The organism is Ruegeria sp. R14_0 (assembly GCF_017743975.1).
Lineage (GTDB): Bacteria > Pseudomonadota > Alphaproteobacteria > Rhodobacterales > Rhodobacteraceae > Ruegeria.
Map to the genome: position 1 here is coordinate 474,738 of NZ_JAGHRC010000002.1, position 16,014 is coordinate 490,751.

Here is a 16,014-nt window from a genome sequence, read left to right on the forward strand (position 1 = left end):
GACTGACTTTACCTTTACGGATCGAACACCAAAGGCAACAAGTCAGAAATCTTGGAGCCGGGTTTGGTCCAACCCAGAATGGCATCCCGGATCGCATCCGCACGGTCCGGTCCGACAACAGGCGCAGAAAAGTCCGTGTACTTTGCGACCACATCCTCTTTGCTGAACGGGCCTTCCGGCCCTCCGCGCGCGTGAATATCGCCAGATGTCAAGCTGCGCCCATCAGTCGTTTCCAATGTGACATCGGCCCATCGCCCTTTGGGAAAACGGGTACTATGACGCGCATCCTCGCGGACGTGTATGCGCGGCAGCATAGCCGCCACAGACGGATCAGACAGGCCGGTGCCCGAGATATGCTCAACCCCGATCCGGCCATAGATCGCCTGAACTGCCACCGCAAAGGGCAGCGAATACTGTGCCTGAGATGTCGTCTCAGGCATCCCACCGTAAAGACAGGCAGCTTCGTGAAAGCTGTTGATGTGTAGGGATCGGATCTGATCATGAGTCAGGTCATGCTCGATCATCACCGCACGCACACCGTCGATTGCCGCATGCGCCCAACGGCATATGGGGTAAGGTTTCACATATTGATGCTCGACCTGCCAGAATTGGCCAAGATCGGCCCAGAACGCGGCGACATCATCAGCTTCGATGGTGATTGCTGGTGCTCCGGTGAACCCACGCTCGGCCAAAATCGCCGAGGAGATACCGACCATAGCGCCCCAGCCTGATCCGTCATGCAACATGGTCGGGTTCGCGATTTCGCGCATCATCTGGCTGCGCGGGCCATGATATTCGGCGATCCCCAGTGCCTGTCGAAACTGCCCCGCCGAATGACCACGCAAACGCGCGGCCATGGCGACTACGCCTAGCGCATTCCACGCGCCGGACGTGTGATAGTCACTGACCGATGCGTGCAGCGACATGCCCGCCCGCCCCGCGACCTCGTAACCGGTGATCACGGCCGCCAGTGCGTCGGGGCCAGATACATCCGGGCAATGCGCACCCAACGCGATGAGCGCTGGCAGCACAACAACGCCGATATGACCCTTAGTTGGGTTGTAACCGTCATGCCCATCCAGATTGTCGGTTTGGGTCGCGGCCGCAAAGGCAGCCCCTGCCATACTGACAGGTCGACCGTCAAACATCATCGGAACGCTATAGCCCGCGTCAGAACTGGCATAAAGCAAGGCCGCCGTACCGCGAGCAATCACGCCAGCTTCCATCGGACCGGAGGCGATGAGGATGCCCATTGTGTCCAGCATCATCAGGGCTGCAGCTTCTTTTGCGCTATCTGGCATCATGTCCGCCGGACAGTTCAGTGCGAACTCTGCGACGCGTTCGAAAGTTCCGCTCATTTGGCTGGTTCCATGACCTTCTGCTGAACATCGCGCAGGCGGTGACCAGACGGATCAAAAGGTGGTTCAGCCAGAATTTTGGCTTTGTGCGGCCTGCCAAGGATGAAAATTTCAACCGTATCCCCGGGCCGGGCAATAGCAGGATTGGCGTAGCCGATAGCAAGCGACTTACCCACGGAATAGCCATAGGCGCCCGACGTCACGCGACCCACCGGGGTGCCATCGGGGGCAAAAATTGGCTCTCCTCCTGTTGCATCCGCATCCGTCACGTCGACCTCAAAGATCGACAGCACCTCGCGCGCGGGGTTGTCTTTGACCTGAAGATAGGCGTCTTTGTGCAGGAAATCCTTGTCCAGCTTGATCAATCCCGCCAGCCCGACTTCCTGTGGCCAATACTCCTGCGAATACTCGCGGCCCCATGAACCATACCCTTTTTCGATCCGCAGAGACCCAAGGGCGCGACCACCCACCGGACCGCCGTCCAGCTCTCTGGCCGCCTCCAGAAGCGTTGTATAGAGCCTGATTTGGTCCTCTTCGGCGCAGTGCAGTTCCCATCCCAGATCGCCCGTAAAGCTGACGCGGATGGCCAGACAAGTTACCCCGGCGACCTCAATGGTCTGCGATCGCATAAAGCGGAACGCTTCGTTCGACAGATCCGCATTGGTCAGGCGCTGCAGCAAATCGCGCGATTTTGGCCCCGCCACGTTGAAGCCAGCGATGCGGTCCGTTGCCACTTCGAACGTCGTGTCTTTGGGCAGATCAACCATGTTGAAGAACCGCTGATGGTAGCGCTCGGCCATGCCCGAGCCGATCATCATGTATTCGTCCTCGGCCACTTTGGTGATTGTGAAATCGCCAGCAACACCGCCGCGGACGGAAATCAGCGGAGTCAGGCAGGACCGGCCTACCTCGGTCGGTACACGGTTGGCGACCAGCCGGTCCAGCCAATCATACGCACCCGGCCCTTTGATCACGTAGTTGGCGAAGTTCGAGATATCGATTACGCCGACACTTTCGCGCAGCATCTTCACCTCGCGGCCCACCGGTTCCCACCAGTTTTGGCGAGTGAAGCCGATCGTCTCTTCCGTGCCGGGTTGATCAGCAAACCACAGCGGGTGTTCCCAACCGCAGTTCAGACCAAAGACGCAGCCCATGTCCTTTTGCATCTGGTACGCGGGGCGCACGCGGGCGGGACGTCCGGCGCTGCGTTCTTCGTTCGGGAAATGGATGGCGAAACGGTGCGTATACTGATCCTCAACCCGCGCCTTGGTGAATTTCTTGTCCGCCCAATCGCCGAACCGGGCCAGATCCCAGGCGAACATGTCATATTGCGGCTCACCCTCGATCATCCATTGCGCGGCCAACAACCCAAGACCACCCGATTGCGAAAAGCCGGGGATCAGACCGCCGCAGAGGAAATAGTTCTGTAGCTCGGGCACCGGCCCCCAAAGCGCGCTGGAATCGGGCGACCAGATCATCGGCCCGTTGATCACCCGTTTGACCCCGGCGGTGGCCGCAACCGGCACACGTTCAGTGGCGCGGATTACGTTTTCCATGATCCGATCCAGATCGTCGGGGAACAGATCATGGGCAAAATCCAGCGGCGTGCCGTCCTCGGCCCAGAACTTCATGTCCTTTTCATAGGCCCCGATCAGCAGACCGTTACCTTCCTGCCGGAAGTAGTACTCGCCATCCCGGTCAGCGATTGAAGGGAGGCGGCGGCCCAGATTGGCAACTTCATCGATGGATTCGGTGACGAAATACTGATGCTCGGTCGGTTGCAAAGGCAGGGTCAGGCCGGCCAGCGCTGCCACTTCTCGGCCCCAGAGCCCCGCAGCGTTCACCACCCACTGGGTATGAATGTCGCCCTTTTCAGTCCGCACGATCCACGATCCGTCTGGCTGTTGATCAGTGCCTAACACAGGGCAAAAACGCTCAATCGTGGCCCCCATGGCCCGCGCGCCAGCCGCATAGGCATGTGGCACGCCCGAGGGGTCGACATTGCCGCCGTCGGGTTCGTACATGATGCAGCGAATATCGTCGAACTGCGCCAGAGGGTGCAGTTCCTTCGCTTGCTCGCGGCTGACCTCATAGAAGTTTAGCCCATAGAACCGGGCCTTGGCTTCCTGAAGACGCAGCTGATGCTCGCGTTCTTCGGTTTGGGCCAGATACAGCGAACCGGGTTGAAAGACACCGCAGCTTTGGCCGGTTTCCTGCTCCAGCTCTTTATACAGTTTCATCGTATAGTGCTGGATGCGGGTGATGTTGTTGTTGTCGTGAAGGCCGTGGATATTGGCCGCGGCGTGCCAGGTCGACCCTGACGTCAGCTCATCCCGTTCCAGCAGGACAACATCCCGCCAGCCAAGCTTGGCCAGATGGTAGAGTATCGAACAACCTGCCAAGCCTCCGCCGATCACTACGGCCTGTGCGTGCGTTTTCATGAGCGTGATCTCCTGCCGACGGCACCGCAATCGGCGCCCTTTGACAGGAGTCAGCCACAGGTCGCAGGCAGCTTATGCTCTGTTCCCGACGCGAAATGTCGGGAACAGAACCAAGATAGCCGGTTTTGATCAGTATGGCGCCTCGACATCGTTCATCGAGACGTAGACTGTCTTCATCTCGCTGAAGTGATTGATCGCCAGTTTTGAGTTTTCGCGCCCAACGCCCGACATCTTGGATCCACCAAATGGAGCTTCGACCGGGGCAAGGTTGTAGGTGTTGATATAGCACGTGCCCGCCTCGAACCCGGCCACGACGCGGTGCGCGCGGGTCAGGTCATTGGTAAAGACGCCAGCGGCCAGACCGAACTCGGTGTCGTTGGCACGCGCCAAAACCTCTTGTTCAGTGTCGAAATCCAGCACAGACATGACCGGACCAAAGATCTCCTCGCGCGCGATGGCCATGTCGTCGGTCACATCTGCAAAGACCGTGGGCTGCATGTAGTACCCGTTGCCTTCGATCCGGGTGCCGCCATAGACCAGTAGCGCGCCATCGGCTTTGCCCTTTTCGACATAGCTCAGCGCAATATTCAGCTGATTTTCGCTCACCATCGGTCCGAAATTGACATTTTCATCCAACGGGTCGCCAATTATTGCGTTTTCTAGCCGTTCAGAAAGGCGCTTGAGGAAGGCCTCTTTGATCCCTTTCTGCACAAAAACGCGGGTACCGTTCGAACAGACCTGACCCGAGGAGTAGAAATTGCCCAGAATCGCGCCGGATACGGCGTTTTCAATGTCCGCGTCATCAAAGACGATCATCGGGGATTTTCCGCCCAATTCCATCGTCACGTGCTTCATGCCATCGGCCGCAGCGGCATAGACCTTGCGGCCGGTCGGCACCGAACCGGTCAGAGACACCTTGGCGACGCGCGGGTCGGTCACAAGAGAGGCACCAACGTCGCCATAACCCTGGATCACGTTGTAAACACCCTTGGGCGCGCCCGCTTCGATTAGGATTTCAGCCACCTGCAAGGCCGACAGCGGCGTGGTTTCCGACGGTTTAAAAACCATCGTGTTGCCACACGCCAATGCAGGAGCACCTTTCCAGCACGCGATCTGGGTCGGATAGTTCCATGCGCCGATGCCGACACAGACACCCAGCGCTTCGCGAATGGTATAGACAAAATCACCACCGCCAAGCGGGATGTGTTCCCCCGTCAGTGACGCAGCCAGGCCCCCGAAATACTCCAGTGCGTCTGCACCCGAAGTGGCATCCGCTACCAGGGTTTCCTGCAAAGGTTTGCCTGTGTCGTGTGTTTCCAGGATCGACAACTCGCGATTGCGTTCGCGCATGATGTCTGCCGCCCTGCGCAAGACGCGACCACGCTCGGTGCCAGACAGGGCGGCCCAGTCAGCCTGGGCGTTTTTTGCACTTGTTAGAGCCTGATTCACGATATCAGGCGTGGCGGAATGCAGTCGCGCGATGACGTTGCCCGTGGCAGGGTAAATCACGTCAATGGGGGCGCCACTGGTGTCTTCGACATATGCGCCATTGATGAAATGGCTCGCCGTGGGCTGGAACTTCATGTCGGTTTCCTTCTCAGAGGTCTTTTCCCATGCGTGTATCTTTTATTGATTGGTCAGTCAATAAAACCGCATCACGGCAAACTCCCGCTGATGTGAGGGGGCCTCCACTTGAAAAAAATGGTTAATGTTCCATATATGTTCTTCATAGTCAGAGGAGCATTCCGATGTCTAATCAAGCCCGAAATGCCGAGTTGAACGGCCCGACGAACGACTATCACCTGCTGCCCGTCACTGACCGGCAAATGCGGTATGCCCGCGCGATCGCGCAGCAGTCAGCCTTGGAAATTCCGGTTGAGGCCCAGCGCGATCGTCGATCAATGTCCGCCTGGATTTCAGCGCACAAGCCGGTCGATCCGTCCCCCTTCGCGAATTATCCAACCGGCAAGCAGGTCGCCTTTGCCGAGCGGATATCCCGCACCAAACGCCGCCCGATCCCGTCCGAGTGTTTTCGGGACAAGCGGGCCATGTCTTTGTGGATCGACCACAACAAATAGCCCTGTATCAGAGCCTATTTCTCGTGGTTGCGCGCATACAAGGCGACGGCCGCAGCCACGAACAAGCCTAGTAAGATATACCCGGTCACAGCTTCGGATACCGCAAGACCCCTGCAAAGACCGGTTGGGGACATGTCGCCATACCCAACCGTGGTGAACGTAACATACGAGAAATACAGGATGTCGCCCGGCCCTTCGGCCCCGATGACGCAGTTGTCGTTATAGCCGAACGCGCCATAAACGGCCGCAAACAGGAACGGCACCACTTGGATGAACGACACCCCCATCAGGAACAACAGCCTGCGCGGAGAGGTGACCTGGGTCATGTAAAACCAGGATTGCGAAACGATCCAGATGAACAGAACAATTGACGCGAAGGTACCGATTGTGTCACCAGCCGTGGCTTCACTCAGGCGTGACAGGCCAAACCAGGCCAAAAAGCTGGCCAGCACCATTCCGGCGGCGGACAGCAGGGTCGACTTCCATTCCGCCAAAGTTGTGGGTTTGCGGGACATTGCGCCTCCGATCCGCTGAATTGATCCGGATCATCCGGCTTTACGCGCGGTCTCGCAACCGGAATTGCATGCCGGATCAGTCGGCGCCCAAATGCTCTTCGCCGCGCTGGCGCGACAGCAGGATCTGCTTCTGACGCTCGCGGAAGCGCATTTTGTCCGCCTCAGAGGTTTCATTGATGCAATGATGGCAGCACACGCCATGCTCGTATTCCGGGCGCTTCATATCCTCGGGCAGGATCGGGCGGCGGCAGCCATGGCACAGGTTATGCGGCCCCTCGACCAACCCGTGCCCAACCGAGACGCGGTTGTCGAAGACAAAGCATTCGCCCTGCCATGTGCTGTCTTCGGCGGGCATTTCTTCGAGGTATCGCAGGATGCCGCCTTTCAGGTGATACACATCCTCGACCCCCTGCCCCAGCAGGAAGTTTGTCGATTTCTCGCACCGGATACCGCCGGTGCAAAACATGGCGACGCGCTTGTTGTGAAAGCGGTCCTTGTTGTCTTCCCACCAGGCCGGGAATTCGCGGAAACTGGCCGTTTCAGGGTCTATTGCGCCCTCGAACGTACCAATCGCCACCTCATAGTCATTGCGTGTGTCAATCACCACTACATCGTCCGAGCGGATCAGATCATTCCAATCCTCAGGTTCGACATAGTTGCCGACGCGGGTGCGCGGATCGATTTCAGGCTGACCCATGGTCACGATCTCTTTTTTAAGACGCACCTTCATCTTGCCAAAAGGCGGGTGATCCGCGGTCGCCTCTTTCCACTCAAGATCGGCGCAACCAGGCAATGCCTTGATATGCGCCAGTACCGCGTCGATCCCGGCACGAGGACCAGCAATGGTGCCATTGATGCCTTCTTGCGCCAGCAGCAACGTGCCTTTGACCGATTGCGCACGGCAAAGATCCAGCAGCGGGTCGCGCAGGCCGGCGTGGTCCGGGAAACGGGTGAAGTGATAGAGAGCAGCGATCGTATACATGCGCGCGGTCTAAACCTGCTGGCACAGAGTCGCAAGGGATCGGATTGACGCCCCCCTTTTGGCCCCCTACCGATAGGGAAATGTGAGGAGGCCCGCGATGACCCATGCCCTGATTGTAGTCGACGTTCAGAATGATTTCTGCCCCGGAGGTGCACTGGCCGTGCCCGGAGGCGACGAAATCGTGGGCACGATCAACGCCATGATGGAGGACTATGACGCGGTGATCCTGACCCAGGATTGGCACCCGGCAGGGCATTCCTCGTTTGCCAGCGAACATGACGGCAAAAAACCGTTCGACATGACCGAGATGCGTTATGGGCCGCAGGTCTTGTGGCCTGATCACTGTGTTCAAGGCACCGAGGGTGCCAGTTTTCACCCAGAGTTGAAGACGCATGCTGATCTGGTCATTCGCAAAGGGTTCAGGCCCGGTATCGACAGCTACTCGGCGTTTTATGAAAACGATCAAAAGACACCAACGGGCTTGGAAGGCTACTTGAAATCCCGCGGCATCGACACGCTGACCCTTGTGGGATTGGCCACGGATTTCTGCGTGCATTTTTCGGCCGTAGACGCGGCGCGTTTGGGATTTGATGTGACTGTCCGCATGGACGCGTGTCGGGCAATAGATCTGGACGGATCACTGGCTGCGGCCGAAGAGGCGATGCGGTCTGCCGGTGTGAAGCTGGTTTAAGGCGTACTGCCGGTTTCAGCGAGGTATCTGAGAACCGCAAACAGGATGACCGCCAGCCCCAGCGCTACGCCGATGCGCCCCGGCAGGGTGCGGCGCTCCGGTGTCGCAGGGGATTTGTATCGCGGGTTCGGTGTCCAATCGACCACCTTGCGCGGCTGACCATTGCGCGGCCTGGCGGTTTTGACCTCTGCCAGAAAGCGGTGGAAATCAAACTCGCCGCAGTATTCGCCTTTGATTCCCATTGTACGGATATTGTCGAACAGGGCGCGCAGAATCCGTTCGCGCTCGGGTTCGTCCCGTGGCGGATAGAAGCCATGCGTCAGTTCGCTGTCGGTTGCGTCCAGATCGAATCCGGCATCCTGGAAAATCTTACGGATTTTTGGAGAGGTCGCCCTGAGTGCATCGGCAGTTTTGACGTCGCGAAACTGAGCACGCACAGTTTCTGCGTTCGCCGCATCTCCCTGCGCCGTATCAGGATCACCTTTCACTTGCTCAACAAAAACGATATCGAAATCGTACTCAAGAACCATTCACTAAATTAACCTCGTTCAACCATCCCTTTCTTTTCACTAAACGGTGAAAAGATCACACAATATGCTCGCAATGTGACCTGACCTTGTCATTGTTATCATTCTAGCGACTCTTGCCATTCCACGCACCGATTGATCTAACAACGGAAATCGCAGGAGTTCCCCATGGTCGATATTGCGACGCGTGTGTACAATCATAAATGGAAGATCGACCCGATTGTACGGTCTTTAATCGACACAGATTTCTACAAACTGCTGATGTGCCAGTCAGTGTTTCGAAATAAGCCTCAAACGGATGTCACTTTTTCCCTGATCAACCGGTCGAATCACATCCCATTGGCCAAACTTATTGACGAAGGTGAGCTGCGCGAGCAGTTGGATCATATCCGATCTCTCGGCCTGAGCCGAGGGGAAAGTACGTGGCTGCGGGGCAATACGTTCTATGGCAAGCGCCAGATGTTCCGCTCGGATTTCATGGAATGGTTCGAAAACCTGCGCTTGCCGCCGTATCACCTTGAACGCAAGGGCGATCAGTACGAGCTGACGTTCGAAGGCAAATGGCATGAGGTCATGCTATGGGAAATTCCTGCGCTGGCGGTCCTGATGGAGCTGCGCTCGCGCGCTGTCCTGAACGACATGCGCCGGTTCGAGCTGCAGGTTCTGTATGCCCGAGCCATGACCCGCGTTTGGGAAAAGATCGAGAAGCTGCGGGATATCGACGGGCTGGGGATCGCGGATTTCGGCACCCGGAGACGGCATTCCTTCTTGTGGCAGGACTGGTGCGTGCAGGCCATGATTGAAGGGCTTGGTCCGGCATTCAGCGGCACCTCGAACTGCCTGATCGCGATGCGGCGCGAGGTCGAGGCGATCGGCACCAACGCGCATGAGCTGCCCATGGTCTACAGTGCACTGGCCAAGGACGATGCGGAACTGGCGCAGGCCCCCTATGACGTGCTCAGCGACTGGCACGAGGAACATGACGGTAACTTGCGCATCATCCTGCCCGACACTTATGGCACGCAGGGCTTTCTGGATCGTGCGCCCGATTGGTTGGCCGGGTGGACCGGTATCCGTATCGACAGCGGCGATCCGGCGGCAGGTGCGGAAACCGCGATCAAATGGTGGCAGTCACGCGGCGAAGACCCGATGGAAAAGCGCGTAATTTTCTCGGATGGGCTGGACGTCGACAAGATCCGCGAACTGCACACACAGTTTGCCCACCGGACCAAGGTTTCATTTGGCTGGGGGACGCTGCTGACAAACGATTTCCGCGGACTTGTGCCGAATGACGCTCTGGCGCCCTTTTCACTGGTCTGCAAGGCAGTGTCCGCCAATGGTCATCCGACGGTAAAACTGTCGGACAACCCGGAAAAGGCGATGGGCCCGAAGGACCAGATCGAACGCTACAAACGTGTGTTTGGCGTCGGCGCGCAAGAAGCCATCGAGGTCATCGTTTAGACCCTAACCATGGAAAGCTGCTACAGTTTTAAGCTGTGAGAAGCCGTAAAGCGCCTCGAACCCCTTTTCGCGGCCATGGCCGGACTTGCCGACGCCGCCAAAGGGCAGTTCGACGCCTCCGCCGGCACCGTAGTTGTTGATGAACACCTGCCCTGAGCGGAGTTGCTTTGCCACCCGCATCTGCCGTGCCCCATCGCGCGTCCAGATGCTGGCGACCAGACCATAATCAGTGCTGTTGGCGATCTTCACTGCCTCTTCTTCGGTATCGAATGGGATCAGAACCTGAACTGGCCCAAAGATCTCATCCCTAGCCAGAACGTGATCCGGTGCGACGTCCGCGAATAGCGTCGGCAGAACGTAAGCCCCTTCGGACGGGGTGCCGTCCACGATGTGTCCTTGCCCGGCAACGGTTAAATCGGCACCCTTGGCCAGAAAACCTGAGACGATGTCTTTTTGCCGGGCTGAAATCAAAGGGCCAACCCGAAGGTCATCCTGCGCCGGACCAACGGTCAGCTCTTCGTAGGCCTCAGCCATGCGCTGTTTGACCTGATAATACACACCGCGTTGCACCAGAATGCGGGACGAAGCGGAACAGGTTTGGCCGGCATTCTGGATGCCTGCGTTCACCAGAAACGGCAGGGCCGCGTCCAGATCGGCATCGTCAAACACCAGCTGCGGCGACTTTCCCCCCAGCTCCAATGTCACCGGTACCACGTTCCGCCCGGCAGCCTGCTGCACCAAGGCCCCGGTCGCGACCGATCCGGTGAACGAGATATGGTGCACACCCCGATGACCCGACAGCGCGGCCCCGGCCTCGGCCCCCAATCCGGGTACCACGTTCAGGGCACCGGCCGGCAACCCTGCCTTTTGTGCCAAATGGGCAAAGGCGAGCGCCGTAAGACAGGCCTCTTCCGCGGGTTTCAGGACGCAGGCATTGCCCATCGCCAACGCAGCGCCAACCGAACGGCCAATGATCTGCATGGGATAGTTCCACGGCACGATATGGCCCGTGACCCCATGCGGTTCGCGCAACGTGTAAACGGTATAGCCGTCCAGATAGGGGATGGTTTCTCCCATGACCTTATCCGCAGCACCGCCATAGAACTCACAATACCGCGCCAGAGCGACAGCATCAGCCCGCGCTTGCGTCAGGGGTTTGCCCACATCCATGGCCTCAAGCTGGGCAAGCTCGCCAACGCGTTCCAGAACCAGCTGCCCCAACCGGCTAAGGATACGCCCCCGTTCCAACGCGGTTTTGCGGCCCCAATCTCCGTCCAGTGCGGCTTGGGCCGCATGAACCGCAGCATCCACATCCTGCGCATCGCCGCGGGCAATCTGGCAAATCTCTGACCCGTCCGAGGGGTTGATCAAGGGCAACGTCTTCTTTTCGGCAGGCGCAACCCAGTTGCCGCCAATCAAACAAAGGTTGGGATCAAACCAAAGGGGGCTGGGCATGTGACACTCCTGTTTTGGCTCTAACAAAGGGCATTATGCAACGACTTTACCAATGTCCGGCAGTGTAGGCGCAGCATTGATCAGGTCTTTTGTGTATTGATGTTGCGGGTCGGAGAAGACGCTTTCCGTGCGCCCTTCTTCCACGATCTGACCGGACCGCATCACCATGACGCGGTCGGTGATGGTGCGTACGACACTCAGGTCGTGACTGATGAACAGATAGGTCAGGTCATAGGCCTCGCACAGTTCGACCAGCAGATCCAGAATCTGCGCACGGACCGAGACGTCGAGGGCCGAGACCGCTTCGTCAAACAGGATCAATTCGGGGCGGATGATCAGAGCGCGCGCAATGGCAATGCGCTGGCGCTGCCCGCCCGAAAACTCGTGGATGTATTTTCCCATGTCATCGGGGCTGAGACCCACAGCCGTCAGCATCTCAGCTATCCTGTCCTGCCGTTCCGAACCGGTTGGAGGCGTTTCCAACAGGTGAAATGGCTCAGTTATCAGACGCGCTACGCGGTGACGCGGATTGAAGCTGCCATAGGGGTCCTGAAACACGACCTGCATCTTGCGCCGTACGGCAAGGTTGGCTTTGTGGCCCGAAAATACAGGTTGAGCATCCAGCCGAATATCCCCGCTCTGCACCTCTTCCAAGCCCAAAATTGCCCGCGTTAGGGTCGATTTTCCACAGCCAGACTCACCGACAAGCCCCAACCTTTCCCCGCGATTGAGGGTGAAGCTCACGTCATCCACCGCACGATGATGCCCCGATGTTTCAAACAGGCCCTTGCGCGGCAGGCGATAGTCGCGGACCACGTTTGACACCTCAAGCAGCGGTTTCGGCTGCCCGGGGTCCGGCAGTGTTACCTGATGGCCCGAGGCTTCGAACAGCATGCGGGTGTAGGGGTGCTGCATGTGATGCAAAAGATGGTTGGTCGCCCCGGATTCAACAACCTCTCCGTGACGCATGACGACAATCTGATCAGCCATATCCGCCACCACCGCAAGATCGTGGGTGATCATCAGCAGCCCCATACCAAATTCGGTGACCAGCCCTTTCAAAAGATCAAGAATCTGCGCCTGCGTGGTGACATCCAGCGCTGTGGTCGGCTCATCCGCGATCAGCAGTTTGGGACGCAACGCGATGGCCATGGCGATCACGACGCGCTGGCGCTGACCGCCCGACAACTCATGCGGAAAGCGGGACAGTGGAAACCGATCCGGCGGAAGGCCGACGCGGGTCAGAACCTCTTCGGCGCGCGCGCGCGCCTGCGGGTGCGGCATGGCTTTGTGGATCAGGATGGTCTCCATCACCTGATCGCCGATGGTCTTGACCGGGTTCAATGCGGTCATCGGTTCCTGGAACACCATCCCGATCGCAGCCCCGCGCAGAGCACACATCTGATCCTCGGTTTGGTCCAGAAGGTCCTTTTCGTTCAACCGAATAGCGCCATCTGTCTGCGCCCCGTTTGGCAGCAACTGCATCACCGCCAAAGCGGTCATAGACTTCCCCGATCCGCTCTCACCAGTCACGGCCACGATCTCACCGGGCGCGATGGACAGGTTGACCTGTTTCAGGATGTCCGTGTCATGAATGGCCAATGACAGGTTTTTGATCTGCAACAAGCTCATGCGCGGGCCACCCTGATCCTTGGGTCCAACCAATCGCGCAATCCGTCGCCCAAAAGGTTCAGTCCCAGCACCGTGATGATGATTGCCAAGCCCGGAATTAGAGCCAAATGCGGGGCAAAACTGACCATTGTCTGCGCGTCGGCCAACATCCGGCCCCAGCTGGGCGTGGGCGGTTGCGCGCCAAGGCCGACATAGGACAGGCCCGCCTCGGCCAGAATGCCAAGGCTGAACTGGATGGTGCCCTGCACGATCAACAGGTTCGCAACGTTGGGCAGGATATGCTCGACCGATATCCGCGCGGCCCCTTTGCCCGAAACACGTGCTGCGAGGATGAACTCCCTCTCCCATAGCGACAGCGCGGCGCCGCGCGTGATGCGGGCGAAAACGGGGATATTGAAAATCCCGATGGCAATGATGGCGTTGATGGCCCCTGCGCCGAAGACGGCAGTAATCAGGATGGCGATGACCAGCGAGGGGAAAGCAAAGACCAGATCATTGCCACGCATGATCACCTCGTCCAGCCAGGATCCTTTGCGCGCTGCTGCCGCCAGACCCAGTGGCACGCCCAGCGCCATCCCGATGCCGACGGCCACCAGTGCCACCGCGATGGAGGTTCGCGCGCCGACCATGATCATCGAGAACATATCGCGCCCGAAATGGTCCGTACCGAACAAATGCTCGGCATTTGGCGGCTGCAGCTTTTCGGGAATGTTCAGCGCCGCGTAATCGTATGGCGTCCAGACAAAGGACACCAAAGCGGCCAACAGCACCAGCGAGGACAGGCACGCGCCAAGGATCAGGTTGCGGCTCATGTGCGGCTCCTCAGGCGTGGATCCACGGCGGCATAAGCCAGATCGACCAGAAAGTTCACGGTGATGACGGCGAACACCAGCAGCATCACAACCGACTCAACAACGATCAGATCGCGTGCGGAAATGGCCTGAAACACCAGTCGCCCAAGGCCTGGCAGGTAGAACACCTGTTCGATGATGATCGACCCGGCCAGCAAGAATGAAAACTGCAACCCGATGATAGTCAGAACCGGGATAAGCGCATTCCGCACCCCATGCCGCCATAGCGCCTGACGCCGCGACAGGCCTTTGGCGCGGGCGGTGCGCATGAAATCCTCGCCGAGGATGTCCAACAAGGATGACCGCATGACCCGCGCCAGAATCGCTGCCTGCGGCAAAGCCAACGCAATGGCGGGCAGTGTCAGAGAGTGTATCCCGGTCCAAAAGCCATTGTCCCAGCCCGCGAACCCTCCGGCATTGAACCAGCGCAGGTTGATCGCAAAGATCAGGACCAGCATCATGGCGAACCAGAAATTGGGCACCGCGATGCCCAACTGCGTCGCCCCCATCACTGTCAGATCACCCGGCTTGCCCCGGCGCGCGGCGGCGTAGATGCCGACTGGAAACGCGATCACCGTCGACAGGGTCAGCGCATACAGCGCCAACGGCAGTGAAACCCACAGCCGATCTGCAATCATCTGCGAAACGGGCGTGCGATAGGTGTAGGACGTGCCGAAATCCCCCACCAACATACCGCCAACCCAGTTGAAATACCGCTGCACCTTTGAGCCATCCAAACCCAACTCGGCCCGCAAGGCAGCCAGCGTATCTTCTTGCGCGTTGACGCCCAACATAAAGGACGCCGGATCACCCGGCGCGACCTCGATCACCGCGAAGATGACCACCGAGGCAACAGCCAGGCTGATCATCAGCGATATCAGACGTTTGAGGGCATAGCGAAGCATTGGGGTCACGTTAGGGTCACGTATGCCGCGGGTCCAGCACCTATGGTGTCAGAAGATAAGCAAATATCGCGTAACCCACGATTGCAGCATAGCCCAAAGGGTAGATCCACTTGATCGCGTAGTTATCCAGCATACGGGCCCCATCCTCGCGGCCTGAGACCTTTAGCTTGCGCAGCGCGACGTTGAAAACGATCAGTGCTCCGGTCATCAGGAACATGCACTGCAACACGAAATCCAGAAAGGTCAGGTAACCAAGCTTTGGTAAATCGGCAGAGATGGCCCAGTTGAAGGCGACGAAGACCAGCAAGTTGCCGCCCGCAATCTCGATCCGCCTCCGATACTCGTCGAGGAAAAACAGTGCCCAACCCACGGTGATTAGCACCAGCATCGGAAGGAATACGCGGATGACGTAGTAGGTCAGATGCCTGTGACCTTCGAAGATCAGCGAAACTTGATCGCTTTGCTGACCCGACAATCCGATGACCTGCGATCTTTGCAGTCGCGGGTTATCGAGAATCCATTCTTCCTCGCCCAGCATATCCCCAAGGCCCGAGGACTCCTCCAATGGATAATAGGACACAAAGTCCGACGGAAAAACCGAAACGACCTCGAAATGGAACTCCTGCGTGTCGAACGGGTATTTTCGGAAATCGAAATGAGGAGCCTGCAAAGTCAGCGACGATTTTTCGACATAGCGAACACGCCCATCGTGGCGCACTGCAGCCGCGGATTCGTGAATCCATTTGTTGGTCTGCTGGTTGTGGATTACAAAGGCCGGAACAATCGTTCCAATTTTTGCCGCGTGATCCGCCAGGTCCGGAGGATAAAAGACCCGAAAGTCACGCCCTAGGTCCCGAGGATCAAAGGCCAGCGCCGGGTCGGTCCACTCAACACGCAGAACAACTACGGCGCCGTAGTTTTCAGCCTTCTGATCAACGCTGGTGATCTGATCAATCTGGATTCCGATGCCGACATCCAGCGGGTTTTCCGGAGTACCAACTAGCGCATCCAACCGGCCATCCAGCGTGTTTTGTGCCCCAACACCAGTCACCGTCGCTATGGTCGAAACAACGGTCAAACTGATGAGAATTAGGGCGCGAAACAACGACATCACAAAA

At 58.3% G+C, this 16,014-nt stretch carries 14 protein-coding genes; 3 read left to right on the forward strand and 11 right to left on the reverse strand.

Annotated elements, in window-relative coordinates; genetic code table 11:
• Positions 1 to 14: 14 nt before the first annotated feature.
• The 3 genes from J7416_RS08460 to betB form a co-directional block, all read right to left on the reverse strand.
• Positions 15 to 1,358, reverse strand: coding sequence for an MmgE/PrpD family protein (locus J7416_RS08460; protein WP_209224278.1), 1,344 nt, complete (start codon positions 1,356 to 1,358; stop codon positions 15 to 17).
• Positions 1,355 to 3,799: an FAD-dependent oxidoreductase gene (locus tag J7416_RS08465; protein ID WP_209224279.1), complete on the reverse strand. Its 2,445-nt coding sequence runs from the start codon at positions 3,797 to 3,799 to the stop codon at positions 1,355 to 1,357. The genes J7416_RS08460 and J7416_RS08465 overlap by 4 nt, the downstream gene beginning before the upstream one ends.
• A 129-nt stretch (positions 3,800 to 3,928) precedes the next feature.
• Complete coding sequence (gene betB, locus J7416_RS08470) at positions 3,929 to 5,383, reverse strand: betaine-aldehyde dehydrogenase (RefSeq protein WP_209224280.1); 1,455 nt, start codon at positions 5,381 to 5,383, stop codon at positions 3,929 to 3,931.
• 164 nt (positions 5,384 to 5,547) lie between these two features.
• On the opposite strand from betB, the gene J7416_RS08475 reads away from it, so the two are divergent.
• Positions 5,548 to 5,877, forward strand: a complete 330-nt coding sequence (locus J7416_RS08475; RefSeq protein ID WP_209224281.1) for a hypothetical protein — start codon at positions 5,548 to 5,550, stop codon at positions 5,875 to 5,877.
• A gap of 14 nt (positions 5,878 to 5,891) precedes the next feature.
• Here the strand turns inward: J7416_RS08475 and J7416_RS08480 are convergent, their stop codons facing one another.
• A complete protein-coding gene (locus tag J7416_RS08480) occupies positions 5,892 to 6,392 on the reverse strand; it encodes a potassium channel family protein (RefSeq protein ID WP_209224282.1) in 501 nt (166 codons plus the stop codon).
• Positions 6,393 to 6,468: 76 nt separating this feature from the next.
• Positions 6,469 to 7,374, reverse strand: coding sequence for a rhodanese-related sulfurtransferase (locus J7416_RS08485; protein WP_209224283.1), 906 nt, complete (start codon positions 7,372 to 7,374; stop codon positions 6,469 to 6,471).
• Positions 7,375 to 7,471: 97 nt separating this feature from the next.
• Between J7416_RS08485 and pncA the strand changes: the two genes are divergently transcribed.
• Complete coding sequence (pncA, locus tag J7416_RS08490; RefSeq protein WP_209224284.1) at positions 7,472 to 8,065, forward strand: bifunctional nicotinamidase/pyrazinamidase; 594 nt, start codon at positions 7,472 to 7,474, stop codon at positions 8,063 to 8,065.
• Here the strand turns inward: pncA and J7416_RS08495 are convergent.
• Positions 8,062 to 8,595, reverse strand: a complete 534-nt coding sequence (locus J7416_RS08495) for a hypothetical protein (RefSeq protein WP_209224285.1) — start codon at positions 8,593 to 8,595, stop codon at positions 8,062 to 8,064. The two genes, pncA and J7416_RS08495, sit on opposite strands and share 4 nt — an antisense overlap.
• Positions 8,596 to 8,760: 165 nt before the next feature.
• Here J7416_RS08495 and pncB point away from each other — a divergent pair, with 165 nt between their 5' ends.
• On the forward strand, positions 8,761 to 10,053 hold the full coding sequence (pncB, locus tag J7416_RS08500; protein WP_209224286.1) for a nicotinate phosphoribosyltransferase: 1,293 nt from the start codon (positions 8,761 to 8,763) through the stop codon (positions 10,051 to 10,053).
• Positions 10,054 to 10,056: 3 nt separating this feature from the next.
• Here the strand turns inward: pncB and J7416_RS08505 are convergent, their stop codons facing one another.
• From J7416_RS08505 to J7416_RS08525, 5 genes are read right to left on the reverse strand one after another with little or no spacing between them, the layout of a single operon-like run.
• Positions 10,057 to 11,508 (reverse strand): aldehyde dehydrogenase family protein, encoded by a 1,452-nt coding sequence (locus tag J7416_RS08505; RefSeq protein ID WP_209224287.1) that lies wholly within the window; start codon positions 11,506 to 11,508, stop codon positions 10,057 to 10,059.
• 33 nt (positions 11,509 to 11,541) lie between these two features.
• The gene (locus J7416_RS08510; protein ID WP_209224288.1) at positions 11,542 to 13,140 is read right to left on the reverse strand and encodes a dipeptide ABC transporter ATP-binding protein; all 1,599 of its coding nucleotides are present in this window, start codon (positions 13,138 to 13,140) and stop codon (positions 11,542 to 11,544) included.
• The gene (locus tag J7416_RS08515) at positions 13,137 to 13,952 is read right to left on the reverse strand and encodes an ABC transporter permease (protein WP_209224289.1); all 816 of its coding nucleotides are present in this window, start codon (positions 13,950 to 13,952) and stop codon (positions 13,137 to 13,139) included. The genes J7416_RS08510 and J7416_RS08515 overlap by 4 nt, the downstream gene beginning before the upstream one ends.
• Positions 13,949 to 14,896, reverse strand: coding sequence for an ABC transporter permease (locus J7416_RS08520; protein ID WP_209224290.1), 948 nt, complete (start codon positions 14,894 to 14,896; stop codon positions 13,949 to 13,951). The genes J7416_RS08515 and J7416_RS08520 overlap by 4 nt, the downstream gene beginning before the upstream one ends.
• Before the next feature lie 40 nt (positions 14,897 to 14,936).
• Positions 14,937 to 16,007 (reverse strand): hypothetical protein, encoded by a 1,071-nt coding sequence (locus J7416_RS08525; RefSeq protein ID WP_209224291.1) that lies wholly within the window; start codon positions 16,005 to 16,007, stop codon positions 14,937 to 14,939.
• Between the last annotated feature and the right edge of the window lie 7 nt (positions 16,008 to 16,014).